This is a genomic window from Acinetobacter sp. 102 (assembly GCF_037028485.1).
Classification (GTDB): domain Bacteria; phylum Pseudomonadota; class Gammaproteobacteria; order Pseudomonadales; family Moraxellaceae; genus Acinetobacter; species Acinetobacter higginsii.
The window spans coordinates 83,157-107,343 of record NZ_JAZEZK010000004.1; the positions used below are offsets into that span (position 1 = coordinate 83,157).

General features: G+C 38.9%; 23 protein-coding genes and 3 pseudogenes. 13 read left to right on the top strand and 13 right to left on the bottom strand.

Features of this window, described 5'->3' with window-relative positions; translation table 11 throughout:
* Positions 1–258: 258 nt before the first annotated feature.
* Both WA352_RS05240 and WA352_RS05245 read left to right on the top strand, forming a co-directional pair.
* Positions 259–441: pseudogene (locus tag WA352_RS05240) on the top strand (DUF6508 domain-containing protein); the annotation flags it as partial.
* A 33-nt stretch (positions 442–474) separates the two neighbouring features.
* Positions 475–1,278 carry a GIY-YIG nuclease family protein gene (locus WA352_RS05245; RefSeq protein WP_032811740.1) on the top strand — a complete coding sequence of 268 codons (804 nt, stop codon included), beginning with the start codon at positions 475–477 and terminating at the stop codon, positions 1,276–1,278.
* 83 nt (positions 1,279–1,361) lie between these two features.
* Here WA352_RS05245 and WA352_RS05250 read toward each other — a convergent pair whose 3' ends face one another.
* From WA352_RS05250 to WA352_RS05285, 8 genes are all read right to left on the bottom strand, one after another.
* On the bottom strand, positions 1,362–2,030 hold the full coding sequence (locus WA352_RS05250; protein ID WP_005206876.1) for a hypothetical protein: 669 nt from the start codon (positions 2,028–2,030) through the stop codon (positions 1,362–1,364).
* 12 nt (positions 2,031–2,042) lie between these two features.
* The gene (locus WA352_RS05255) at positions 2,043–2,270 is read right to left on the bottom strand and encodes a hypothetical protein (protein ID WP_336141454.1); all 228 of its coding nucleotides are present in this window, start codon (positions 2,268–2,270) and stop codon (positions 2,043–2,045) included.
* Positions 2,271–2,399, bottom strand: coding sequence for a hypothetical protein (locus WA352_RS05260; protein ID WP_005206880.1), 129 nt, complete (start codon positions 2,397–2,399; stop codon positions 2,271–2,273).
* Between the two features lie 2 nt (positions 2,400–2,401).
* A complete protein-coding gene (locus tag WA352_RS05265; protein WP_017402032.1) occupies positions 2,402–2,656 on the bottom strand; it encodes a hypothetical protein in 255 nt (84 codons plus the stop codon).
* Between the two features lie 556 nt (positions 2,657–3,212).
* Entirely contained in the window at positions 3,213–3,674 is a 462-nt protein-coding gene (locus tag WA352_RS05270; protein WP_005206884.1) for a hypothetical protein, read from the bottom strand.
* 186 nt (positions 3,675–3,860) lie between these two features.
* A complete protein-coding gene (locus tag WA352_RS05275) occupies positions 3,861–6,065 on the bottom strand; it encodes an ankyrin repeat domain-containing protein (RefSeq protein ID WP_016653071.1) in 2,205 nt (734 codons plus the stop codon).
* A gap of 1 nt (position 6,066) precedes the next feature.
* Positions 6,067–6,285 carry a hypothetical protein gene (locus tag WA352_RS05280; protein ID WP_225761790.1) on the bottom strand — a complete coding sequence of 73 codons (219 nt, stop codon included), beginning with the start codon at positions 6,283–6,285 and terminating at the stop codon, positions 6,067–6,069.
* Complete coding sequence (locus WA352_RS05285) at positions 6,269–6,421, bottom strand: hypothetical protein (protein WP_005206888.1); 153 nt, start codon at positions 6,419–6,421, stop codon at positions 6,269–6,271. The genes WA352_RS05280 and WA352_RS05285 overlap by 17 nt, the downstream gene beginning before the upstream one ends.
* Positions 6,422–6,665: 244 nt before the next feature.
* Here WA352_RS05285 and WA352_RS05290 point away from each other — a divergent pair, with 244 nt between their 5' ends.
* The 10 genes and pseudogenes from WA352_RS05290 to WA352_RS05340 form a co-directional block, all read left to right on the top strand.
* Entirely contained in the window at positions 6,666–6,953 is a 288-nt protein-coding gene (locus WA352_RS05290; protein WP_081400810.1) for a hypothetical protein, read from the top strand.
* 59 nt (positions 6,954–7,012) lie between these two features.
* The gene (locus tag WA352_RS05295; RefSeq protein WP_005206890.1) at positions 7,013–8,056 is read left to right on the top strand and encodes a DUF932 domain-containing protein; all 1,044 of its coding nucleotides are present in this window, start codon (positions 7,013–7,015) and stop codon (positions 8,054–8,056) included.
* Between the two features lie 177 nt (positions 8,057–8,233).
* Positions 8,234–9,274, top strand: a complete 1,041-nt coding sequence (locus WA352_RS05300) for a YqaJ viral recombinase family nuclease (RefSeq protein ID WP_005206891.1) — start codon at positions 8,234–8,236, stop codon at positions 9,272–9,274.
* Positions 9,275–9,456: 182 nt separating this feature from the next.
* Positions 9,457–10,359, top strand: a complete 903-nt coding sequence (locus WA352_RS05305) for a recombination directionality factor (RefSeq protein ID WP_005206892.1) — start codon at positions 9,457–9,459, stop codon at positions 10,357–10,359.
* Between the two features lie 187 nt (positions 10,360–10,546).
* Positions 10,547–12,100, top strand: a complete 1,554-nt coding sequence (locus WA352_RS05310; RefSeq protein ID WP_005206893.1) for a type I restriction-modification system subunit M — start codon at positions 10,547–10,549, stop codon at positions 12,098–12,100.
* A pseudogene (locus tag WA352_RS21835) lies at positions 12,097–13,478 on the top strand (restriction endonuclease subunit S). Before WA352_RS05310 ends, WA352_RS21835 begins: the two are co-directional and overlap by 4 nt.
* An 18-nt stretch (positions 13,479–13,496) precedes the next feature.
* Positions 13,497–14,057 (top strand): hypothetical protein, encoded by a 561-nt coding sequence (locus tag WA352_RS05325; protein ID WP_005206896.1) that lies wholly within the window; start codon positions 13,497–13,499, stop codon positions 14,055–14,057.
* Between the two features lie 60 nt (positions 14,058–14,117).
* Positions 14,118–17,216, top strand: a complete 3,099-nt coding sequence (locus tag WA352_RS05330) for an HsdR family type I site-specific deoxyribonuclease (RefSeq protein WP_005312113.1) — start codon at positions 14,118–14,120, stop codon at positions 17,214–17,216.
* 1 nt (position 17,217) lies between these two features.
* The gene (locus WA352_RS05335) at positions 17,218–18,246 is read left to right on the top strand and encodes a Fic family protein (protein WP_005312115.1); all 1,029 of its coding nucleotides are present in this window, start codon (positions 17,218–17,220) and stop codon (positions 18,244–18,246) included.
* 25 nt (positions 18,247–18,271) lie between these two features.
* Positions 18,272–18,574, top strand: a pseudogene (locus WA352_RS05340) (recombination directionality factor); the annotation flags it as partial.
* Here the strand turns inward: WA352_RS05340 and WA352_RS05345 are convergent.
* The 3 genes from WA352_RS05345 to WA352_RS05355 all read right to left on the bottom strand — a co-directional run bounded on the left by WA352_RS05345 (position 18,564) and on the right by WA352_RS05355 (position 20,680).
* Entirely contained in the window at positions 18,564–18,848 is a 285-nt protein-coding gene (locus WA352_RS05345) for a putative quinol monooxygenase (RefSeq protein WP_005206902.1), read from the bottom strand. The pseudogene WA352_RS05340 and the gene WA352_RS05345 overlap by 11 nt on opposite strands.
* A 20-nt stretch (positions 18,849–18,868) precedes the next feature.
* A complete protein-coding gene (locus tag WA352_RS05350) occupies positions 18,869–19,867 on the bottom strand; it encodes a zinc-binding alcohol dehydrogenase family protein (protein WP_005206904.1) in 999 nt (332 codons plus the stop codon).
* 72 nt (positions 19,868–19,939) lie between these two features.
* Positions 19,940–20,680, bottom strand: a complete 741-nt coding sequence (locus WA352_RS05355) for an SDR family oxidoreductase (RefSeq protein ID WP_005228682.1) — start codon at positions 20,678–20,680, stop codon at positions 19,940–19,942.
* Positions 20,681–20,815: 135 nt separating this feature from the next.
* Here WA352_RS05355 and WA352_RS05360 point away from each other — a divergent pair, with 135 nt between their 5' ends.
* Positions 20,816–21,715, top strand: coding sequence for a LysR family transcriptional regulator (locus WA352_RS05360; RefSeq protein ID WP_005206908.1), 900 nt, complete (start codon positions 20,816–20,818; stop codon positions 21,713–21,715).
* A 50-nt stretch (positions 21,716–21,765) separates the two neighbouring features.
* Here the strand turns inward: WA352_RS05360 and WA352_RS05365 are convergent, their stop codons facing one another.
* Complete coding sequence (locus tag WA352_RS05365; RefSeq protein ID WP_005312118.1) at positions 21,766–22,782, bottom strand: zinc-dependent alcohol dehydrogenase family protein; 1,017 nt, start codon at positions 22,780–22,782, stop codon at positions 21,766–21,768.
* Positions 22,772–23,767: a zinc-dependent alcohol dehydrogenase family protein gene (locus WA352_RS05370; protein WP_005206914.1), complete on the bottom strand. Its 996-nt coding sequence runs from the start codon at positions 23,765–23,767 to the stop codon at positions 22,772–22,774. The genes WA352_RS05365 and WA352_RS05370 overlap by 11 nt, the downstream gene beginning before the upstream one ends.
* Positions 23,768–24,187 lie beyond the last annotated feature (420 nt).

The window sequence follows — 24,187 nt, forward strand, 5'->3', positions numbered from 1 at the left end:
TCTCTATATTGTGTAATCTAGATACTAATGAGCGACGCAATATGACGTTTAGGATTGATGAAGATTAATTTTTGGACAGATAAAACTATATTTTTATTGTAAATTATTGGTTTAAATTTACTATATTTTTAATAAAAATTTATGAACTTAAATCATTCACTTTTAGAAATTATTCCGAGTTTAGAGAATTTAAAGTTACATCCTGACTTGGCTATAAATGATATTGAAGATAATCTGATTAAAGCTATGGCTAATGAGATGGTTTTGAATTATCAGGAAGTATTGTCGGTATATGCCGATATAGATGAGAACATAATTCTTCAGTTTGATAAAAATACGACACTAGCCTTCTTAACAGCAGTCATTCGCATGGAGCGTTTTGTAGAAGGTACGCTTCCTCATACTATTCGCTCAGGCCTAGTTTTAAAAGCAATAGAGCATCTGTCTATTTTAGCTGAGGCTCATCATAAGGTCATGCTCAATGATCTTTTGCAAATTCAAGATTTAGATAATACAAAAATTAGACTGAATGTCATGTTTGGTGGAAATTGGAACCCGATTGAAGTATTTAAAAATGGGAATATTGACGAAATTCTTAAAGGGCACTATTGGAATTATAATTCCAAGAAATCTTATAGAGAAGGCCAGTTCACTATTGGGCTCATCAGAATAAAACCAAATGAAGACTTATGGCTATTGGTTCATGTCGGAAGAGTGACTAAGGATCTTAATAAATTTAATGATGTTGGATATGAGTTTGAGGCTTTGGAACAATACCGTAAGTTCTTTGGTCGCTTAGTTGTGAAATATAAAAATTCATCTCAAACCTTAATTCGTTGGGCAAATACAATTATTGATGAATGCGAAGTACATCAACTTCTTCCCGATATTTTTGACAATGATATTTTCCCAGGATATGAAAATGTAAATATATCATGGCAGGAGTTAACACGAGTTATTGAAAAAGAATCATGGAAGACAGCTTTGCAAAATCAAAAAGCAGTATATTTGATTACGGATACATCTAATGGGAAACAATATGTTGGATCTGCATATGCTGAAAATATGTTGTTAAATCGATGGCAGAATTATGTGAAAAGTCGACATGGTGGGAATGTTCAGCTTAAACAACTTTCGAAAGAGCATATTGAAAACCATTTTAGATATTCAATTCTCGATATTTTTAAATCGACAACGGATGACAAAGTCATATTGAGTAGAGAAAGTTGGTGGAAAGATACTTTAATGACAAGAAAGTTTGGCTATAACTCGAATTAAACCAGCTCAGAATTTTTATTCTGAGATGAAATTGAAAAGCTCGGCAAGCTGCCGAGCTTTTCAATATGTACGATTCAATATTATTAAAATGTAATATTGAAATTACCTTGATCTGTAATGATTTCAGCTTCAAGGACTTGATCACCCTTACATTTCAGTAAATATTTCACTGTACCGCTATAATTTAAAGTCACAGGCATTTTGCTATAAAAATCACCTGTACTAAAGCCACAGCGACCACGGTTAATCTTTAAACCTTGTAAGGTAAACGGCTGTTCATTGGTTGATTGGATTTCAAGGAAGTAATCTATTGCACCAGGCACATTGAATGCAGATTGAGACTCCTGAGCGGTAATACGACCACGGGCACTGATTGAGGCAACATCATCAATAGCAGCCTCTTCCTCGTCAAGCGGGATATCGGCAACTTCCTGTGTATCGGTTGGATCAAGCTCAGACTCCATCATAGCTTTTAGCATATCAGGGTAGGTCTGCCACTTATCCAAGTAAGACTGCGCTTCCTTCTCATATGCAGGTAAATATAAATGACCTGAATCAACAATCGCTCGCATATCATTCAATCTGGCTTTGACTGCTTCCTCGGTATAGGGTGCATAAATAGATTCAGGCTTGGTATGCTTTGCAACAGCACTGGCAGACTCACCCGAAGTATCAGTCTTTGCAGATTGATTACCTTGACTACATGCCATCAATAGGGAACACAGGGCAATGGTGGAAAGTAAAGATTTCATGATTGCACTCCCTTATATTTTTGGACGAATAACAACGAACCAGATAAATAACAGGGTCAGAATACCCCCTACAATTTTACCAACAACAGGAAACATCACCGCAGGCCAAACAAAGCCCTGTCCAATATTGTAGGCAAAAGACTTGTAGTTATACTGCCCCCAAAAGTGTTGATAGACTGCAAAGAAAAAGCCGATTACTAGATAGATGCTAATCAGACCTGTTTTAATATTTGAATTCATTTACTTTCCCCCAGTTGCAAATTTTGCCAATGCAATAAAAATTCCCATCACGATCATGAAACCAATGAAGGGTAGACCCAGTACACAAATCACAGCTATGACGCAGATAATGCCTGCAAGTGTTCGCATAGCTACTCCTTCATGCACTGATAGGACACATTGATCATATCTGTCTGGAAAGATTCAGTTTGCTGTAAGGTATAGATATTTTCTTTCAGTCCATCCTCACCATATTTGTTTTCAAGTTTGTCGTAGATACATGAACAGGTACTGCCATCAATGCCTCCTGTTTTACAACCACTGATAAACTGACGTTCTGTTTTACTGGCACAGCCTGCTGTCATCATGACTAGTGAGATGAGTGCAAGCGAAGTTAGCATTTTCATCGATTCCCCGAATTTTTTATTGTGTTATCAATTTTGCTCAACTCACTGAATCATGGGTGAGACAAAGCTTTCTAAGGCTAAATCGCTTTTAGATTAGTTCAATCAGCAAAATTTTATGGGTGCTATTAGGGTAACAAGGAAATTGAAAATCGTTTTAGGGAAAACAATAAAGATAAAAAATGCTTAGTCATGGGTATGACTCCTTTGGCTAGAAAGAAGTTTCACCGCATTACTGCTAAATAATGGTGGCGAAACGAAAAGGGGTTAGCAGACTGATAGCCAAAGGATCAGCACACCCGAAGGTGTCCCCCTCCCGTTCCGCCGCAGAGGGGGCACGCAGGGTCGCCCACCAAAAAGATAAACTTTTTAGTGTGCTTTGGCTGAACGGTCTGCTAAAACCGACTGACGATGTAGGTCAGCAATGGAATGATAAATTTAAGGTCTCGCTGAGTCAATCAAGCTGTAGTGAAAAAGAAATTAAAATCAAAGATCGATGATATGGATTGTTGCAAATGTCCAACAGTGCTAGGCATTTTGATTGAATACAGATCAAGTTCTATTGTTCTTTGTCAGGTAGGCTAGAAGTAAACGCTTCTGGAGGAATTGGTACTTTACGGGCTTTGAAGATTCTTTCGGATTCAGGCGTTTGTTGTATTTGATCTTTCATCCACTCTTGAGAAAAAGTGGGCTGATCACTTAATTTTTTTATCGTTTCAGGGTGAAGTGGAATTTTCGCTATTTGTGGTGGAAATATGCCTAATTTATTTAACTCAGTTTCATAATAGTTTTTTAGATCAAGTGCATTGTGTAATTGTTTTTTTAATTCAGTAATTTCATTTTGCAGTGTGATTAGACCAATATTTTTAGGTTGGATACTTTCTAGAACTTGTAATGCTTCTTCTTCATTGAGCACACCTTTCTCAATTCTTCCAAGTTTACCTGAGCGAGTCGCATGTCTAATTTGATGTTCGGTAAATCCATATTTTTCACAAAATTCGGCAATTCTAATTTGGGTCATAATTCTTAAGTCATTGGTGATTTTTGGATTTATCTTACTGATTTTATTTTGATAATCAACTTGTGAGATACTGTATTTAATAAATTTTTAAATGTGTGTAAAGAAATGTGGGATTATTCGGTAAATATCTAGAAAAAATCTTACTGACATACAGTAAGATTTTAACAGTGATATAAGTTGGTTCTATTAATGAATCAGTTGTTTGCACTGTGTTGATTTAAAGTGATTTATAATGTCTGTCGGAAAGACCAACTGACCATTACGTGGGTTAACATAAGAACCATTCATATCCGCCTTACACTGCTCTAACATATATTGAGCAATTTCATACTCATCACTTTCTAAAGCGAGCATAAATGGTGTGTAGCCTGAAATAGGTAACTTGGCTGGCTGATTCACATTTGCACCAGCATTAAGTAGGATAAATACGATTTTGTTAAGCTGTTCAACAGATGCTTTGGATTTCATTGCTTCAAACACTTCTTTACCAATCATCCTGCCCGTAGGCGTATCCAGATTTTTCAAAACATCATTTAACTTGAGTTTTCCTGCTGAATGTTGATATAAGCTGTACTTGCTTTGCTCGGGATGTAATAAGGTTCGCTGAATCATGTCCTCAAAATGAAATGATCTTTTTACACAGTGAAGCATTTTTAAAGCGAGGTGTAATGGAGTGTGGTGATCAATATCCGCAAGTAAGTTGACATTTGTACCCATATCCACCAGTGTTTTTACTAAATTAACATCCCCAAGTTGAATGGCAAGGTGCAATGCGCTTAAACGTATTTTTGTTGAGACTGCATTTAATGTTACAGGTAAAAACGTATGCTTTAATAGTATAGCTAATATTTGCTGCTGTTCATCAGATAACTCCATAATATGATCATATAAGCACATCGTGAGCGAAGAATCATAGCTAGAACTTAATTTATTTATATCTGCGCCAGCATCAAGTAATGCTTTCACAGTTTTAACATCACGTAATTGAATAGCATATAAAAGTTGAGGCATTTTCACTGTTTTTTGTTCATCAATTTTGATGACCTTATTCGGCTGGCTTAGATCAATTCTTATCTTGTTTTTCAAAGTCAAAAACTTTTGATTTGGTAGATCATTTAAAAAAGAACATTCATCTCTAATGAATAACTGTTTATCAAAAATATCACATACTTTAGTTTTTAAAGCCTTTAGTTCCCATGGTTCAAACACATTTTCCAATTTAAACTTTTGCGGAAGGTTGTCGAAATCTAAATCAACTTTAGAGAAACGTAAATGATAGCGAATGGCGATATTGGCGAATTTTCTGATTGAATGATTGTCAGGCGAGTTTTGTAATGAACAAGCCGTCAAAGCCTCAGTTAAAATTTGCTCAAGATTACGTCCATCATATTGAATGCAACTTTCTACGCATTTCGTATAGGGTTGAATTGCATCTTCAAGTTTCCCAGTAAATAAGTAGTAACGAGCCTTAGCCCAATAACCACTAAAGCGAAGGCTTTCAAACTCTGGATATTGATCAATGGTCTCCATAAATAAGTTGATATTTGTGAGACTAAATTCCAGTTGATTGGATTGATTCTGAATACGCTTATATAGGAGGGATAGAGTACCTTCTGCATTATCTGTATATTTATCTAAAATGATATTTTCTTTTGGAAGTTTCAACAAAGATGAAAAAATAAACTCATTCAATGACAAATGCATATATGCCGATTCATTTTCTGAGTTAAGCATTTGCTGAATAAAAGGCGCAAACTCTTGATCTGAAATGTCTTTCTCTGTTATGCCATTTTTATAAAGACTATCTAAAGCTCTAGCAGTTAAAAGAGCGGAGAGAACATCTGCTTGATTAGTGAAATGTACATGACTTTTAACAATAAGGTGTAAGTTTTGCGGATCAGGTAACTCCTCTAAATTTCCCCATACTCTGAATCGATCTTGTAGCTCTTTATCGAGTTTTTTTACGTTAAAACTTTGTTTTAAAAGTTCACATAAAAAATGAGATTTTTGGTTTTTGGCTACGAGGCCAAGTGAAACTAAATGTTGCTTTAGAATAGGAATAAATTTTACTGAGATCATCAGATTCAAGAAATCATTTGTGGTCTTTTGCTGAGCATCACCATTCAAGCTAAATAGTAATTGAAAATCATAAAATTCCTGCATTGCTTTTCTAAATGCATGAATCATTTTACTTTGAATTTTTGCTGAAAAATATTTGGTACTAAAAAGTGCTTTGATAAAGCTCTCTTCAAAATAATGCGGATAGTGAATATTATTCGTATATTCATCTATTTGCTTTGCTAGACCTGTATGATTCTTTAAGCCAAAATGGTTGGTGATTTCTCTGAGCAGTACCGCGCCTGTGGGAAATACTAATGATGGTGTTTGCATGTTAATTTCTTCTTAAAAATCGGTTTATATCGTGTTTAAATTGTTGAAAGCTTCTAAAATCACTTGGCGTAGATGGAATGGCTAACTTCCTATTGTTAATCATTAAAAAATTATGCTTTTTCCCTTTAGATAAATAGATAGATTCTTGCCTTAAAAGTTTAACAATGAATTGATGAATGTCTTTGTTGTTTGAAAACTTCATATCAATCATCATCGTCATAAAAATCATCATCTTGCTCAGCTTGACATGAAGAGCATAGTTCACCGTTCACGATAGAATTATAATATTCACCTTCTGGTAAAGCATCGCCATAGAGTGTTGTGTAACATTCTGCACATTGATATAAATTAGCCATGATTATCTCCTTTACAGCATGGAGGTAATATAAAATTTGTTAAATAAAATCACAGCAAAGCTGTTGGCGGAAAAATATCAAAAAAATGCAAATAGCGAAGTAGACTGAATAACATTCTAAATTATTTCAAATACATAACATCCTAATGAGAATCATGAAGCTTTTTCGAGCCATTCATGAATATATGAAAACAAAGCCTGCCACCCCGCAGGTTTTTTTATGCCCAAAATTAAGGAGTAGAGCTATGAGCTTGAGCTGTCCCTTTTGCCATTCAACGAATGTGATGTTGGTTGAAGCAAGTACGCAACAATCCAATACAACCTTATCTAGTCTGGTTACCCCAACCACATTGGGAGTATTAGGAACAACAGTCGCAAAGACATTCAATCTACCACCAATTATTGGTGGAATCGCAGGAACGGTTTTGGGAAGTGTATTGAATTCATTCACAGAATCAAGCACACCATCACAGCAAAATTTATGCTTCTGCCATAACTGCTACCAAAAGTTTCCAACACATCTTCTGTACTAAAGATTGATTCGTATCAACACAGATTCAAATTTCAATTTCAAATTAAAAGGAATAAAACGATGTCACATCAAATTGAACAAATGGCGTATGTCGGAGAAACCCCTTGGCATGGGCTCGGCAACCAACTCACCCAAAACCAACCGATAGAAGTCTGGGCACAACAAGCAGGCATGGACTGGCGCATTGAATCCTCCAATGTCAGTTATATGGCTCAAAATGAACGAGGGCAAAGTATCATCATGCCCTATGAAGAACAACGAGTCCTTTATCGTTCTGATACCCATGCTCCACTGTCAGTCGTCAGTCAACGCTTTCAGGAAGTTCAACCCAGAGAGATTTTAGAATTTTATCGCAACCTCACTGAGCAATCAGGCTTTGAGCTTGAAACCGCAGGTGTATTGAAAGGTGGAAAGAAATTCTGGGCATTGGCACGTACTGGACAAACCTCTATGTTAAAGGGTAAAGATGTCAGTAATGGCTATATGCTTTTAGCAACCGCATGTGATGGAACCCTTGCCACCACCGCACAATTTACCTCGATCCGTGTGGTCTGTAACAACACTTTATCCATTGCCTTAAAAGGACAAAATAGCAGTGCAGGTGTGGTCAAAGTTCCACACAGTACTAAATTTGATGCAGATAAGGTCAAACAGCAATTGGGTATTTCAGTACGTGCATGGGATGAACACATGTATGAAATGAAGCAACTGACACAGCGTAAGGTTAGTCAGATGGAAGCCTCTGCTTATTTTGATGCAGTATTCAATAACAACACCATGAACAACGTATTAGATCAGGAGGACAACATCATTCAGTTCTACCGTGATGTAGCCTTGCAAGCCCAAGCCAATAGCAAGGAAAAATCTGAACCGAATGCCAAATCGATGAGTAAAGCGATGGAGATGTTTAACGGTCAGGGGCGTGGTGCAGAGCTGAGCTCTTCCAAAGGAACAGCCTATGGATTACTGTGTTCCATCACAGAATTTATTGACCATGAACGCAGAGCTATGAGTACTGATCACCGTCTCGATTCAGCTTGGTTTGGTGCTGGTGCATCGATCAAACAACGAGGATTGGAGCAGGCACTCAATATGCTTGCATAGTGAGACAAATACATTTTTCAGTCATGGAAATTTAGACCTATATTCTTATTTTAAAACGGAATATTAAATTTTAAGAATAATCAAACCATAGCTTCGGCTGTGGTTTTTTTATGCCCGAAATTTGTCATTTCGATCAAAACGACTTCATAACGCTCAATTAAAAATCAGGAATTCAACATGAATACAGCAATATTAAATCCTTCCATTCAACAAGCAAGTACACCTTTTATTGCCCCAAAATTGTTTACAGCCAAACGCCTAGTGAATACCAAAAATATGACACAGGCAGAATGGCTTGAAGTAAGACGCAAGGGAATCGGCAGTAGTGACTGTGCATCCGCATGTGGGCTGAATCCCTATATGTCGATGCTTGAACTGTGGATGATCAAAACAGGGCGAGTTAAACAATCCATCGAAGATGAAAGTTCAGGACATGCACCTTTATATTGGGGCAAGCAACTTGAACCTTTGGTCGCTGAATACTACAGCATGCACACCAACAACAAAGTCCGTCGTATCAATGCTGTACTGCAACATCCCGAAGCGGATAAGCATTTCATGCTAGCTAATTTGGATTACTCCGTGGTGGGCAGTGATGAAGTACAAATTTTAGAATGTAAAACCGCAGGAGAATATGGTGCCAAACTTTGGCGAGATGGTGTGCCTTTATATGTCCTGTGTCAGGTACAACATCAATTGGCGGTGACAGGTAAAAAAGCAGCACATATTTGCGTACTGATCTGTGGGCATGAAACTCGTATTTTCAAAGTGACACGCTCGGAATCAGTGATTGAGCATATCGTCAATGCTGAACGCTACTTTTGGGAATGTGTGGAAAATGATACACCACCTGATGTGGATGCCAGTGAATCGGCAGCCAAAGCCATACAGCAGCTCTATCCACAACATATTCCGTTGACTGTTGAAGACTTGAGTCATAACGAACAAGCCAATCAATTGTTTGCTCAACTGATTCAAGAAAAGCATCACATTGAAAAACATCAAAACAATTTTGATGAAACTAAGCATCAAATTCAGATGTTGATGAGGGATGCTGAACGAGCAACCTTTGTCAGTGGTTCAGTGACATGGAAGAAATCCAAAGATTCAATCAGTTTAGACAGCAAAGCCTTACTCAAATTTCACCCAGAAATGCTTGAGCAGTTTCCGCAAAGCAAAACAGGTACACGACGTTTTCAGATCTACACAGATGACTGAATTCATCGCATCGATATTTCTAATCTTCCAAAAAGCGCAAAAAACCACCCCGATCCACCGACTCCCGAAGGAGCGGTGGACTAATAATGGCGGTCTTTGCATTTCATCTGATCTTTAAATGGTTTTGTATTTGTTTACATAACAAAGGGTCAGCAGTAAAAAAATATTAGGAGTTACAAACCATGATTAAAGGTTTAGCGATTACACCACCGGCTCTGGGACGTATCAGTATTGGCCGTATGGTAGAAAAGAATGGCAAACGTCTACCTGAAAAAGATGATCAGTTCACCATTACTTCCCAGATTCAAAGTAAAGAGAGTGGCTGGATAAAACATCCATTAGATGAACAACTTCGGGCGCAGGCACCCAATCAAAAACTTAGAACCATTCCAGTTAGAATGATCTTTAATGATCCTGATTTAAACTTACGTGCGGAGTACAGCCTATTCGATCGGCAGACCGGTCGACCTGTTTGTGTAGGTAATGGTGAAACCTGCCAACGTTTAACCAATCAAGGGGTCGAGCAACATCCCTGTCCATCACCTGATTTATGTCCATTGGCTCAAGGAGGGAATTGCAAGCCTTATGGACGTTTGCATGTGAATTTGGATGACTCGGATGAGTTTGGAACATTTATCTTTAGAACCACAGGCTTTAACAGTATTCGGACTTTGGCAGCACGCTTGAGTTACTACAGTGCAGCTTCAGGAGGCTTACTGTCGTGCCTACCATTGCAACTCACTTTAAGAGGGAAAAGTACCACACAAAGCTATCGCCAGCCGGTGTACTACGTGGATCTAACTTTACGAGAGGGTATTAGCCTGAATGATGCCATTACTCAAGCCAAGCAAATTGATGAACAGAGCAAGCAGGCAGGGTTTTATCAGGAGGCACTGGATCATATTGCCAGACGAGGTTTTGCCAATGCACGGTTTGAGATGGATATACAAGAAGGGTTAGACGTGCTGGAGGAGTACTTTCCTGAACAAGAGCAGAACCTGACGGTAGAGCAACAAGGTTCACCTGAAGGGTTTGTGCAGGATATTCAGCAGGGGTTGCAGCAGAGTGTGAGGGTGGTGAATTAAGATGGTTGAATTACAGAATTGATAAACTTGGGAGCTTCGGCTCCCTTTATTTTTTATATCTGCCTGATGCTAAATGAATGAGTGGGTAATCAGGTCTAATTGTTGATTTATCTTGTATTTGAATATTAACTTATAGGTTAATATTCGTTTTAACTTTGATTCTTATTTTTTTTTACAGGATTTGTAAATGACCAGTACCCAACAACGCGCAGCACTGCAACGCCAAATCTGGCAGATAGCCAACGATGTCCGTGGCGCAGTTGATGGCTGGGACTTCAAGCAATATGTTTTAGGTACGCTATTTTATCGTTTTATTAGTGAAAATTTTGCCAGTTATATCGAAGGCGGTGACGACAGCATTAAATATGCTGAACTTTCTGACCAAGTTATTACTACAGATATCAAAGACGATGCGATTAAAACCAAGGGTTACTTCATCTACCCAAGTCAATTGTTCGGCAATATTGCTAAAAATGCGAATAATAACGAGAGTTTGAATACTGACTTAGCTGCTATCTTTGCTGCTATAGAAAGTTCTGCCAATGGCTACCCGTCGGAGCAGGACATTAAAGGCCTATTTGCTGACTTTGACACAACCAGTAACCGTTTGGGTAATACTGTCAAAGATAAAAATATCCGCTTGGCTGCTGTGCTCAAGGGCGTAGCAGGGTTACATTTTGGGGATTTTCAAGGCAGTCATATCGACCTGTTTGGTGATGCTTACGAGTTTCTGATTTCTAACTATGCAGCCAATGCAGGAAAATCAGGAGGAGAATTTTTTACTCCGCAGCATGTGTCAAAGTTGATTGCCCAGCTTGCCATGCACAAACAAACCAGCGTCAATAAAATTTATGATCCTGCTTGTGGTTCGGGTTCTTTACTTTTACAAGCCAAAAAACATTTTGATGCTCACATTATAGAAGACGGTTTTTTTGGACAAGAGCTCAATCATACGACCTACAACCTTGCGCGTATGAATATGTTCTTGCACAACATTAACTACGACAAGTTTAATATCCAGTTAGGCGATACGTTAAGAGAACCTCACTTTGGCGATGACAAACCTTTTGATGCGATTGTGTCTAACCCACCGTATTCGGTGAAATGGATTGGTTCGGATGACCCCACTTTAATCAATGATGAACGCTTTGCCCCAGCAGGCGTACTTGCTCCCAAATCTAAAGCCGATTTTGCCTTTGTGCTTCATACCTTAAGTTATTTATCTGCTAAGGGTCGAGCGGCCATTGTGTGCTTCCCTGGTATTTTTTACCGAGGTGGTGCTGAGCAGAAAATTCGCCAATATTTGGTAGATAATAACTATGTAGAAACGGTCATTTCGCTTGCATCGAACTTGTTTTATGGCACCACCATTGCTGTCACCATTCTGGTTCTATCCAAACATAAAACAGACACTACAACCCAGTTTATAGATGCTGGTGGGTTATTCAAAAAAGAAACCAATACCAATACTCTGACAAATGAACACATTGAACAGATCATGCAGGTGTTTGACAGCAAGGCCAATTTAGACCATTTTGCCCAGTCTGTACCTTTAGAGGCGATTCAATCCAACGATTATAATCTGTCCGTGAGTAGCTATGTTGAAGCCAAAGACACGCGTGAAAAGGTGGATATTTTTCAGCTTAATGCCGAGTTAAAAACCACTGTGACTAAAATTGATCAACTTCGTAAAGAGATTGATGCGATAGTGGCAGAGATTGAAGGGGAAGACGTGGTATGAGTAATACAGATTTTATGCAAAAGCTACTTGATGGCGCACAGGTTGAATGGAAAGCAGTTTCAGAAATATTTCATTTAAAAAATGGCTATACACCATCGACATCAAAAAAAGAATTTTGGGAAAATGGTTCTGTTCCGTGGTTTAGGATGGATGACATCCGCGAGAATGGTCAAATCCTTGGAGACTCATTACAAAAAATCTCGGAAAGTGCTGTAAAAGGGGGGAAATTATTTCCTGCCAATTCCATCATAATTTCAACATCGGCCACGATTGGTGAACATGCATTAATTACTGTTCCATATTTGGCAAATCAAAGGTTTACCAATTTAAGTTTGAAAGATAGCTATGTAAAAGTTTTTGATATGAAGTTTATTTTTTATTATTGTTTTTTATTGGCAGATTGGTGTAAAAAAAATACAACGATGTCAAGTTTTGCCTCTGTAGATATGGATGGTTTTAGAAAATTTCAAATCCCCATTCCAAGCCCAGAGAATCCTAAAAAATCCCTTGAAATTCAAGCCGAAATTGTACGAATTTTGGATGCATTTACTGCTATGACTGCGGAGCTGACTGCGGAGCTTAAACTGAGAAATCAACAATATCAATATTTTAGAGATAAATTATTGACATTTGATATGAGCGAAGCACAATCGCCTTCGGACGAGAGCGGACGAGAGCGGACGAGAGCGGACGAGAGCGGACGAGAGCGGACGAGAGCGGACGAGAGCGGACGAGAGCGGACGAGAGCGGACGGCGGATAGAGGCTAAATGGATGACGTTGAGAGATGTTGGTACTTGGTACGGTGGGGGAACTCCATCTAAAAGCCATAGTGATTATTGGGAAAATGGAACTATCCCATGGGTTTCGCCTAAAGATATGGGGCGACCAATTGTTGATTCAGCTCAGGACTATATTACCGAAGATGCGATTGAAAACTCTTCGACAAAGTTAGTACCAGCAAACTCAATTGCAATAGTTGTTCGCTCAAGTATTTTAGATAAATTACTGCCAAGTGCACTAATTCCTGTACCTGTTGCACTTAATCAAGACATGAAAGCTGTAATACCACACAACCATATTATGCCTAGTTACCTTGCACATATGATTAGATCAAGAGGGGAGGATATTTTGCGGGCAGCTAGGAAAACAGGCGGATCTGTAGCATCTATTGAAAGTAGTAAACTCTTTTCTTTTTATGTTCCAATTCCTCACCTTGATGAGCAAAAGCGAATTGTCACTATTTTAGATAAATTCGATACTTTAACCAGTTCAATTACTGAAGGTTTACCACGTGAAATTGAGCTACGCCAAAAACAGTATGAGTATTACCGTGATTTGCTATTAAGTTTTCCTCAGTCATCTATCCCATCACATTGATATTTGTGGAGCACCAACATGGAAAAAATTGGTCAAGTCAAACAACTCATTCGCGAAGTTAACCGTTTGCACCGTGATTTTTCCAAGGATTATTTTGAACATGGCAAAATTGAGAAAATTAACCTCTCTAAAACCATTCGGCACGTGCCTGCTGCACATATTTATAAATACCGTTTAACCTTACACGAAAGCATTAATGACTACTTGATGACCGCAGATATAGACATCAAATATTTTTACCGAGTAAAAACCCGTGAAAGTATTGATGACAAAATACAGCGCTATTCTGCTCGTGAAGACCAATATCCTGTAAACAATTGGCTTAATGATATTTTTGGTGCACGTATTATTTTAACGACTGAAGAAATTGAGAGCGTGATGGATTTGCTGGATGACTGGCAAGATGAACTAAACCTTAAAAACTGGTATTTGCGGGATAAAGAAGGCTATCGTGGTTTGCATATCTACTTTAAAAACAGAAGTAATTTTTATTTCCCTTGGGAATTGCAAATTTGGAATCATGAAGATATTCAAAGCAATATTGAAAATCACGAAAAATTTAAACGCAATTTTATCTAAAAAATTCTAAAAATCACTTTGGACCTATCTTCTCGGTCAAAAATCAATGGAATCAAAACCATGACTAATTATAAGCCTATTGCCGAAACTAACAATTTTATTGTCTTAGATAAATATTGCAAAGAATGGCAAGCGGTTGACAGCTACCAAAGTGAAGGGGATTTAGAGCGCGAATTCATTCAGGACTTGGTCAATCAAGGCTATGAATATTTGCCCATTTTAAACAATGCTAAAGCTTTGTTGGCAAATGTACGTGAGCAACTTCAAGCATTGAATAACGTACAGTTTTCTGATGGCGAATGGTTACGCTTTGTTGAAATCTATTTGGATAGACCGAGTGACAGTGTTGTTGATAAAACCCGCAAGATTCATGACGACTATATTCATGATTTTGTCTTTGATGATGGGCATATTCAAAACATCTACCTTTTAGATAAGAAGAACGTTGCTCGTAATAAAGTGCAGGTGATTAAGCAGTTTGAGCAAAAAGGCAGCCATGCAAACCGTTACGATGTCACCATTTTAGTAAATGGCTTGCCTTTGGTGCAGGTCGAACTAAAAAAACGTGGCATCGCCATCCGTGAAGCTTTTAATCAGGTACACCGTTACAGCAAAGAAAGTTTTAATAGCGAAAATTCCCTCTATAAATATTTACAGCTGTTTGTGATTTCTAATGGGACTGATAGTCGTTATTTTGCCAATACGACGACACGTAATAAAAATAGTTTCGACTTCACTATGAACTGGGCCAAGGCCGATAATAGCCTAATCAAAGATCTGAAGGACTTCACGGCTACTTTTTTCCAAAAAAATACTTTGCTGAATGTGCTGCTGCATTACTCTGTTTTCGATATCAGCGATACCTTGTTGGTGATGCGTCCTTACCAGATTGCGGCTACCGAGCGCATTTTGTGGAAAGTCCAAAGTTCGTATCAAGCCAAAAACTGGAACAATACCGAAAGTGGCGGTTTTATTTGGCACACTACAGGTTCTGGCAAAACCTTGACCAGTTTTAAAGCAGCACGTTTAGCAACTGAGCTGGATTTTATTGACAAGGTTTTTTTTGTGGTAGATCGCAAAGACCTTGATTATCAGACCATGAAAGAATACCAGCGCTTTTCGCCCGATAGCGTCAATGGTTCAGACAGTACCGCAGGTTTAAAACGGAACTTGGATAAAGATGATAATAAAATTATTGTCACCACCATCCAAAAACTCAATAACCTGATTAAAAGTGAAGGTGACTTGCCCATTTATAACAAGCAAGTAGTATTTATTTTTGATGAATGTCATCGCAGCCAGTTTGGTGAAGCTCAGAAAAACCTGAAGAAGAAGTTTAAAAAGTACTATCAGTTTGGCTTTACGGGTACGCCTATTTTTCCACAAAACGCCCTTAGTGCTGAAACTACAGCCAGCGTATTTGGCCGTGAGTTGCATTCTTATGTCATCACCGATGCGATTCGTGATGAGAAAGTGCTGAAATTTAAAGTGGACTACAATGATGTACGTCCACAGTTTAAAATCATCGAAACCGAACAGGATGAGAAAAAACTCAGTGCAGCGGAAAACAAACAAGCCTTATTGCATCCCGACCGCATCCGTGAAATTAGCCAGTACATCCTGAATAATTTCCGCCAGAAAACGCACCGCTTACAAGCGGGTAGCAAGGGCTTTAATGCCATGTTTGCCGTCAGTAGTGTAGAAGCTGCCAAGCTGTATTATGAGTCACTCAACAACCTGCAAAAAAACAGTGACAAGCCTTTAAAGATTGCCACTATTTTTTCCTTTGCAGCCAATGAGGAGCAAGATGCCGTAGGTGATATTCAGGATGAAAGTTTTGATATTTCAGCCATGAACAGTAGTGCAAAAGAGTTTTTAAACGCCGCAATTGCGGACTACAATAAATTGTTTAAAACCAATTTTAGTGTTGATAGTAAGGGTTTTCAAAATTATTACCGTGATCTTGCCAAGCAAGTCAAAGCCAAAGAAATAGATTTGCTGATTGTGGTAGGGATGTTCCTGACAGGATTCGATGCCCCTACGCTTAACACTTTATTTGTAGATAAAAATCTACGTTATCATGGGTTGATGCAGGCCTATTCGCGTACCAATCGTATTTATGATGCCACCAAAACGTTCGGCAATATTGTTACTTTTCGAGACCTAGAGCAAGCGACCATTGATGCGATTACTTTATTTGGTGATAAAAACACTAAGAATGTGGTGCTAGAAAAAAGTTATAAGGAATACATGGAAGGCTTTACCGATGTGGTGACTGGTGATGCACGGCGCGGTTTTGTGGATATTGTGAAAGAATTAGAACAACGCTTTCCTAACCCCGATGAAATTTTTAAAGAATCAGATAAAAAAGCCTTTACGAAATTATTTGGCGAATACTTGCGTGTAGAAAATGTGTTGCAAAACTACGATGAATACGCCAGCCTAAAGGCTTTGCAGAATGTTGATGCGAATGACCTTGTGGCAGTTGAAGTATTCAAGACCCAACATTACTTAAGCGATGAGGATCTGTCAGCCTTGCAAACCATTCAGATGCCAGCTGAACGAAAAATCCAAGATTACCGTTCCACTTATAATGATATTCGTGATTGGTTACGTCGGGAAAAATTGGCTGAACAAAAAGAAAAATCGACCATTGATTGGGATGATGTAGTTTTTGAAGTAGACTTGCTGAAATCACAAGAAATCAATCTGGATTACATTCTAGAGCTGATTTTTGAGAACAATAAAAAGGTGAAAGATAAGGCAACGTTAGTTGAGGATGTGCGCCGAGTGATCCGTGCTAACCTAGGCAACCGTGCCAAAGAAAGTCTACTGGTCGATTTTATTAATCAAACAGACTTAGATCAGATTGGTGATAAGGCTAGCGTGATTGATACTTTCTTCACCTTTGCTCAAGCAGAACAACAGCGTGAAGTACAAGAACTGATTGGCGCCGAGAACCTGAATGAGGATGCAGCGAGACGTTATATTGCGACCTCGCTGAAACGGGAATTTGCCAGTGATAATGGCACTGAGCTCAATGCTATTCTGCCTAAAATGAGTCCATTAAACCCACAATACTTAACCAAAAAGCAGAGCATTTTTCAAAAAATTGCAGCGTTCGTTGAAAAGTTTAAAGGGGTAGGGGGAAAAATTTAGTATGAAATACCAACCGCCTTATACCATCACCTCAAAAATCATTCATCTGATTGCTCAGATCAGTGAGAATATAGGGCGTTTGACTGTTTTAGAGGAAATTCAGGACAGCTTAAAACTCAGAAAAGCCAATCGTATCCGTACTATTCAAGGTTCACTTGCGATAGAAGGGAATACGTTAAGTACAGAACAAATCACGGCGATTCTAAATGGTAAGACTGTGATTGCACCTCCGAAAGAAGTTCAGGAAGTGCGCAATGCCATTAAAGCCTATGAAGCATTTCAACAATGGCAGCCAAGCCAAGAAGTAGACTTATTACAAGCACATCAAATTTTAATGACAGGCTTGATTGATGAAATCGGTCAATATCGTCATGGTGGTGTGGGCGTAATGTCAGGTGATCGAGTGGTACATATGGCTCCACCTGCCAATCAAGTTCCACGTTTAATGGCTGATTTACTAGAATGGTTAAATGATAGAGAAATACATCCACTAATCCAAAGTTCAGTATTTCATTATGAGTTTGAATTTATCCATCCATTTGCAGATGGTAATGGCCGAATGGGTAGACTATGGCAAACATTGATCCTGAGTGGGTGGAATTCAATCTTTGCCAATATCCCAGTTGAAAGTCTGATCTATCAAAATCAAAAAGCTTATTACGAAGCATTGCAAGCAAGTACAGATCGTACTGATTCAGCACCATTTATTGAATTCATTTTGCAGATGATTTTAGATGCAATCCTTGACTCTACACAAAGCGATCAAGACACCGCTCAAGCTAGCGATCATGTTACCGCTCAAGCTGGCATACATGTCCATAAAGAACTCAGTGATCAAGTACAGCGTTTAATTTCAGCATTAGGGCAAGATGATTATACCTTGGCTGAGTTGATGCAATTTGTGGGTTTAACGCATCGAGCAACGTTCCAAAAGAATTACTTGAATCCAGCAATAGAAGCAAATTTGATTGAACGTACCATTCCTGATAAACCGAAAAGTCCGAAGCAAAAATATAGATTAAAAAGATAACAATACTTTCAATTATGGATAAATCCCCTATGGGTGCTTGCATATGAATTTGGATGACTCAGATGAATTTGGGACCTTCATCTTTAGAACCCCTGGCTTTAATAGTATTCGAACCTTGGCTACACGATTGAGTTACTACAGTGCAGCTTCAGGAGGCTTACTGTCGTGCCTACCATTGCAACTCACTTTAAGAGACAAAAGCACCACACAAAGCTATCGCCAACCTGTGTATTACGTGGATCTAACTTTACGGGAGGGTATTGGCCTGAATGATACCAGTACTCAGGCCAAGCAAATTGATGAAAAGAGCAAGAAGGCTATATTTTTTTGATTTCTACAATATCACTTGATTCAATGAGCGATTGGATATTACCAAATAAACTTTGAATATAATCAGACGCTATATGGATATCTAAATCCTCCCTGCTACGCCATTCTTCTAAGAAGAAATATCTACTCGAGTCATTTTCGCTAATATAAAGCTCATATTTCAAGCATCCTTCTTCTTGAAGCGTAGGCTCTATTACACTTTGTAAAAGCGCTTCTAACCTCTCTTTTTGATCTGATTTTGCCTTAAAGTTCGCAATTACTGAAATAGTCATTATTTCACCTTTAATTTGTTTTAGAAGTTTTCTAGTACAATTTTGCCTTTTGACTTGCCTGATTCAAGTAACTTATGCGCCTTCTCCAAGTGTGAAGCGTTAATTTTGCCTAGATTTTGGTTGAGGGTACTTCTAATTTTTTGCTGGTCAACTAATTGGGCAACCTGTTGCAACAGATCACCTTGCTTTTCAATATCATCGGTTTCATACATTGAACGAGTGAACATCAACTCCCAATGGATAGAAATAGATTTAGTCTTAAACGGCATAATATCAAATGTTTGTGGATCATCGATCAATCCAAGCTTGCCTTGTGGTGCAATCAGAGAAACTATTTGCTTGATATATGTTTCTGTATGATTTGTAGAGAATACGTATTTTGGTTTTGCAATGCCTAGTGTCTCAATTTGTGCATTTAAATCTTTGCTATGATCAATGACATGGTCGGCACCAAGTGATTCCACCCAAGATTTCGTTTCTTCACGCGAAGCAGTTGCTATAACCGTCAGATTTGTTTTTGCTTTTAGGAGTTGGATAGCGATTGATCCTACACCGCCTGCACCACCAATAATTAAAATACTGCCAACTTCTGTTTCTGAAATTTGAAACCGATCAAAAAGCATTTCCCATGCCGTTATTGCAGTTAATGGCAATGCTGCTGCTTCTGCATTAGATACTGTAATTGGTTTAAGACTGATAATTCGTTCATCGACTGCTTGAAACTCAGCATTACTACCATCTCGGGTTAAATCGCCAGCATACCAAACAGAATCTCCTACTTTAAACGAGGTAACTTTTGAGCCAACTTCGATAATTTCCCCAACGGCATCCCAACCTAAAATACGATTATTTGCTTCAGACGAATTTTTTCTCACTTTGGTATCAACTGGATTCACAGAGATTGCCTGAACTTTTACCAGTACATCACGCTCCTTAAGCGTAGGCTTTGCTTTTTCAATATCTACCAATGAATTTTTAAAATCATCATGGTTATTTATAACATACGATACGGCTTTCATAGATTTGTCCTTAAATTTAAAAAATATAGTAAAAATAGGAGCGAAGTGCTCCCATTTTATGTTATTCAATAATTAAAACTCTTGGCTCGTTGGGCGCAAAACAATTTCATTAATATCTACATCCGCAGGCTGTTCAATTGCATAAGCAATTGCTCGAGCGACTGAGTCAGCTGGTATGGCTTGTTTGTAGAAATCAGTAACAAACTCTGAGCTTTCTTTATGAGAAGAACCAAATTTTAGTTCTGACTCAACTGCACCAGGCTCAATAGTAGTCGTTCTAATGGTTCCCCCAACTTCATGACGAAGTCCTTCTGAGATGGCTCTTACAGCAAACTTAGTACCGCTATAAACAGTACCTCCTGGACTAAATACTTTTATCCCTGCAACAGATGCGAGATTAATAAAGTGTCCAAAGTTTTGTTTTTGGAAAACAGGTAGGGTAGCTGCTATACCATAAAGAACACCTTTAATATTAATGTCGATCATACGATCCCATTCATCAACTTTTAGCTCACTTAATGGTGCAATAGACATTAATCCAGCATTGTTTACCAATACATCGATTTGACCAAATGCGCTTAATGCCTTTTCAATAAGTGCTTGTACTTCATGTGGTTTGGTTATATCCATACCAATAAATTCAGCTTGACCACCTTCAGCACGAATGTCGTGAACAATAGCCTCTAATTTTTCATTACGTCTAGCACCAAGTACAACCTTTGCACCTTTTTTAGCAAGTAAGCGAGCAGTAGCTTCACCTAAACCACTACTTGCACCTGTGATAACAATAACTTTATTTTCTATATTATTCATACAAGTAACCTTCAACCTATCTGTCAATCATATTTGCTGGATTAAGTATTACAGCCTTGTTAGGTATAATAAATGAATAATATTATCTTTCAGAATTCCTATTTACGGAATAATTACCAGAACACAGGATTGGACATGCAGAACAAATTGGAAATGATACGTATCTTTTGTGTCGCAGCAGAGTCTCGAAATTTTAAAGAGGCAGCAACTCAGCTGGGTATTTCCCCACAGGTAGTGACACGGGCAATAAAAGAGCTAGAAGAGCAGCGCGGAGAGATTCTGTTCTACAGGAGTACTCGACAAATTAAAATTACCGCTGATGGTGAGCGTTTGGCAAAGCAAGCACGTTTTGCGGTGGGATCCATTGATGCTTTGCTTGTAAAAGACACCAAGGAAAAACGAGATGAAATGCGTGGGACTGTCCGTCTTACTGTGTCGTCTGTGTTAGGGCGTAAATTGGTAGTACCTGCACTAGCAGAATTTGCCACACGTTATCCAGATATTGTCGTGGATTGTGTGCTAACAGATTCACACTCGGATGTGATCGATGAGCGGATAGATATCGGGATCAGATTTGGATTTTTGCCGGACAATCGATATGTAGCAAGGGAATTGGCGAAAGTGAACTTTTATTCTGTGGGTACGCCAGAGTTAATTGATAAGGTTGGAATGCCTAAAAAAATTATTGACCTTGATAAATACCCTCTAACAGCACTAGTCGATCATAAAACAGGGCGTTACTGGCCATGGACATTCACCGAAAGTCGAAACTTTACGCCATCAAATCCCCGTTTTATTACAGATGATCTAGAAGCTGAATTTCAAGCGATTCTCGCTGGAGTCGGATTCGGACACATGCCTGGATTTCTAGTTTTGCCGTGGCTTAGGAGTGGTAAGCTCATTCAGATACTTCATGAGGAAACCTCTCCCGTTTGGCGCCTGTATTTATATCGTCCACAGCGGGGCCCGACACCTTTGCGAATCAGAGCATTGTTTGATTACTTAACGGAAGTGCTGGGCCATATAGAAACCTGAATCAGATGGAACTAACCTTTTTTCTAGAAAGTAGAAATCAGATAAGACCATCATGTATTTAGAGTAACAACAATTTTTCCTATTTGCTGATTTGATTCAAGATAGCGCTGAGCATCATGCATGTCCTCAAAGTCAAAGCAACAGTCGATCACTGGACGAAGATATCCTGCACCTATACTGCTAAGAATAAATCGTCTGGCTTGCTCCCTTAGAACAGGGTCATGGAGAACCTCAAGGAACAAAAAACCTCGCATGGTTAAGCTCTTGCGTAATGCAACTTTAAGGGGAAATGGTGTGATCTCCGGGCTAAGTGCACCATGCATAACCATAGTTCCTCCTATAGACATCGCTTTTGCAATCTGTTCAATATGTGGCCCTCCTACAGCATCGAAGGCGACATCAAGATATTCTCCACCCAAACGTGAAACAAGCGCCTCATACAAATCTGGTTCATCTTCACTGGCTATAACATTTTTAACACCGAGATCCAGTAAACGTTGCTTTTTCTCTATCGTTTGTGTACTTGCAATGACCTTAGCACCCGCTGCTTCAGCTATCTGTATCGCAGCTAGTCCTACACTACTTGAAGCTGCTGTGATCAAGATCGTTTTTCCTTTCGAAACTCCACCAGCATGGATTACACCACCCCAAGCCGTCAAATACTGCATCCAGATTGAAGAAGCTTCTTCCCAACTTAAACTATCGGGTTTGTGAACTAAAAAAGTTTCTGGAATCAGAAGCTTGTCCGCATATGTCCCATATTTGGCTAGATTGTCAGTCGGAAGAATCGATACTGCATCTCCTGGAGAAAATTGGCGTACACCTTCACCTATCGCCAGAACTATGCCTGCTCCCTCATATCCCAGACGAGAAGGGAATACTGCCTTTTGAATATAAGTACCACGCCGAAACATTACATCAGCCCGGTTGAGTCCGATCGTTTTCATCTGGATTAGAACTTCTCCTGCGGCTGGTAAAGCCACAGGAAGTGTTTCTAATGTCAGAACATCTGGATCTCCAATAGAATTGAAGCGCCAAGTCTTGGCCTGAAGTGCATTAAATGACATCAATCACGACCTTAATATTGGCAGAGCGATCTTGAACAGCATCATGAGCCTCAATCGCTTGGTCTAGAGTAAAATGACGAGGATCAACAATAGGACGCAGTTTACCTTCCTCAACGAGACGAGTCGCGATCTTAAGGATATCACCATGATGAGCACGGCGATTGCCTGTTAACATCGGCATTAGGACGAATACGCCAGACACTGTGGCACAACGTAGAGATGAACTCGCTAAATTATGATTACCAAATGCAGCACAGCTGGTAATGTGGCCATAGTGAGTTGTCATGGAAAGTGAAGCTTCGAGTACTGGACCACCCACAGTGTCGTAAACAATGTTAAAACCTTGACCCTCAGGGCTTGCAGCAATAATGTCATCGGAAGATGCTGTTGTGTAATCGAGAGGTGTTGCACCGAGTTCTGAAATCAGTGATTGATCAGCTGTACGACCAGTCGCCCAAACATTTGCATCAAGTGCTTTTGCAAGCTGAACCACCATATAACCAACGCCACCAGCACCACCCTGAACCAGTACAGTTTGCCCTGGTTGGACCTTCGCATTATCCACTAAACCTTCCCAAGCGGTGAGGAACGTCAATGGTAGTACTGCTGCCTCGCGCATAGAGATATTGCGTGGCTTTAATGCGATCAGATCAGCATCTGCTACAACATATTCTGCTAAAGATCCTTGAAGACCACGAACGCCACCTATCAGACCGTAAACTTCATCTCCGACGTTGAAGTGGGTGACACCTTCACCAACAGCAGTTACAACCCCAGCCATATCTGTTCCTAACACGGCAGGAAGTTCTGGCATAGCATATGGTGCTTCACCAAGACGAATTTTATAATCAATAGGGTTTACACCACTAGCATGAATACGTACTAGAACTTGCCCAGCCTCTGGTTGAGGTATAGGGAGTTCTACACGTGTAAATTCATGATCGCCAAAATTTTCTAGGATAAGAGCATTCATCATCTTATTCATAGTTGTTCCTTATTCTTAACTGGGGGATGATATGCACAGTACCAAAGTAAATTAATCCAATAAATGATATTTATAGGATTTAATAATTCCTAAATAATGAATAATAAATATCATCCGCTCACTAAAAATATTCTAGTACAGTCTGTAAAGGCAGTTTAATCTAAACTGTCGGTAGTATTTTCAAGGCTTGAAACGTTTAAAATATCTACAAAGTGGCTAAAATTTGAAACATAATTCTAAAAGGTCACAGCATTACAAAGAACATGAGCCAAAATAAAAAATGGGAGCTAAAAGTCCCATTTTTTTGTGACTTTCGCATAAGCTCTATGATGTTAATTTAAAAAAAACTAAAAACAGGGATAGAAAATTTTCGCTAAAGAGCTTTTTGATTTTCGATTTATAAAAAATATTGCTTTTTTT

Bases quoted from the DNA above. Each gene is read 5' to 3' on its own strand.
- WA352_RS05275 (WP_016653071.1), bottom strand. From the start codon at position 6,065: ATGCAAACACCATCATTAGTATTTCCCACAGGCGCGGTACTGCTCAGA.
- WA352_RS05310 (WP_005206893.1), top strand. From the start codon at position 10,547: ATGACCAGTACCCAACAACGCGCAGCACTGCAACGCCAAATCTGGCAG.
- WA352_RS05325 (WP_005206896.1), top strand. From the start codon at position 13,497: ATGGAAAAAATTGGTCAAGTCAAACAACTCATTCGCGAAGTTAACCGT.
- WA352_RS05280 (WP_225761790.1), bottom strand. From the start codon at position 6,285: ATGACGATGATGATTGATATGAAGTTTTCAAACAACAAAGACATTCAT.
- WA352_RS05360 (WP_005206908.1), top strand. From the start codon at position 20,816: ATGCAGAACAAATTGGAAATGATACGTATCTTTTGTGTCGCAGCAGAG.
- WA352_RS05265 (WP_017402032.1), bottom strand. From the start codon at position 2,656: ATGAAAATGCTAACTTCGCTTGCACTCATCTCACTAGTCATGATGACA.
- WA352_RS05285 (WP_005206888.1), bottom strand. From the start codon at position 6,421: ATGGCTAATTTATATCAATGTGCAGAATGTTACACAACACTCTATGGC.
- WA352_RS05370 (WP_005206914.1), bottom strand. From the start codon at position 23,767: ATGAATAAGATGATGAATGCTCTTATCCTAGAAAATTTTGGCGATCAT.
- WA352_RS05300 (WP_005206891.1), top strand. From the start codon at position 8,234: ATGAATACAGCAATATTAAATCCTTCCATTCAACAAGCAAGTACACCT.
- WA352_RS05345 (WP_005206902.1), bottom strand. From the start codon at position 18,848: ATGACTATTTCAGTAATTGCGAACTTTAAGGCAAAATCAGATCAAAAA.
- WA352_RS05270 (WP_005206884.1), bottom strand. From the start codon at position 3,674: ATGACCCAAATTAGAATTGCCGAATTTTGTGAAAAATATGGATTTACC.
- WA352_RS05355 (WP_005228682.1), bottom strand. From the start codon at position 20,680: ATGAATAATATAGAAAATAAAGTTATTGTTATCACAGGTGCAAGTAGT.
- WA352_RS05255 (WP_336141454.1), bottom strand. From the start codon at position 2,270: ATGAATTCAAATATTAAAACAGGTCTGATTAGCATCTATCTAGTAATC.
- WA352_RS05295 (WP_005206890.1), top strand. From the start codon at position 7,013: ATGTCACATCAAATTGAACAAATGGCGTATGTCGGAGAAACCCCTTGG.
- WA352_RS05250 (WP_005206876.1), bottom strand. From the start codon at position 2,030: ATGAAATCTTTACTTTCCACCATTGCCCTGTGTTCCCTATTGATGGCA.
- WA352_RS05245 (WP_032811740.1), top strand. From the start codon at position 475: ATGCTCAATGATCTTTTGCAAATTCAAGATTTAGATAATACAAAAATT.
- WA352_RS05350 (WP_005206904.1), bottom strand. From the start codon at position 19,867: ATGAAAGCCGTATCGTATGTTATAAATAACCATGATGATTTTAAAAAT.
- WA352_RS05365 (WP_005312118.1), bottom strand. From the start codon at position 22,782: ATGTCATTTAATGCACTTCAGGCCAAGACTTGGCGCTTCAATTCTATT.
- WA352_RS05260 (WP_005206880.1), bottom strand. From the start codon at position 2,399: ATGCGAACACTTGCAGGCATTATCTGCGTCATAGCTGTGATTTGTGTA.
- WA352_RS05305 (WP_005206892.1), top strand. From the start codon at position 9,457: ATGATTAAAGGTTTAGCGATTACACCACCGGCTCTGGGACGTATCAGT.
- WA352_RS05290 (WP_081400810.1), top strand. From the start codon at position 6,666: ATGAGCTTGAGCTGTCCCTTTTGCCATTCAACGAATGTGATGTTGGTT.
- WA352_RS05330 (WP_005312113.1), top strand. From the start codon at position 14,118: ATGACTAATTATAAGCCTATTGCCGAAACTAACAATTTTATTGTCTTA.
- WA352_RS05335 (WP_005312115.1), top strand. From the start codon at position 17,218: ATGAAATACCAACCGCCTTATACCATCACCTCAAAAATCATTCATCTG.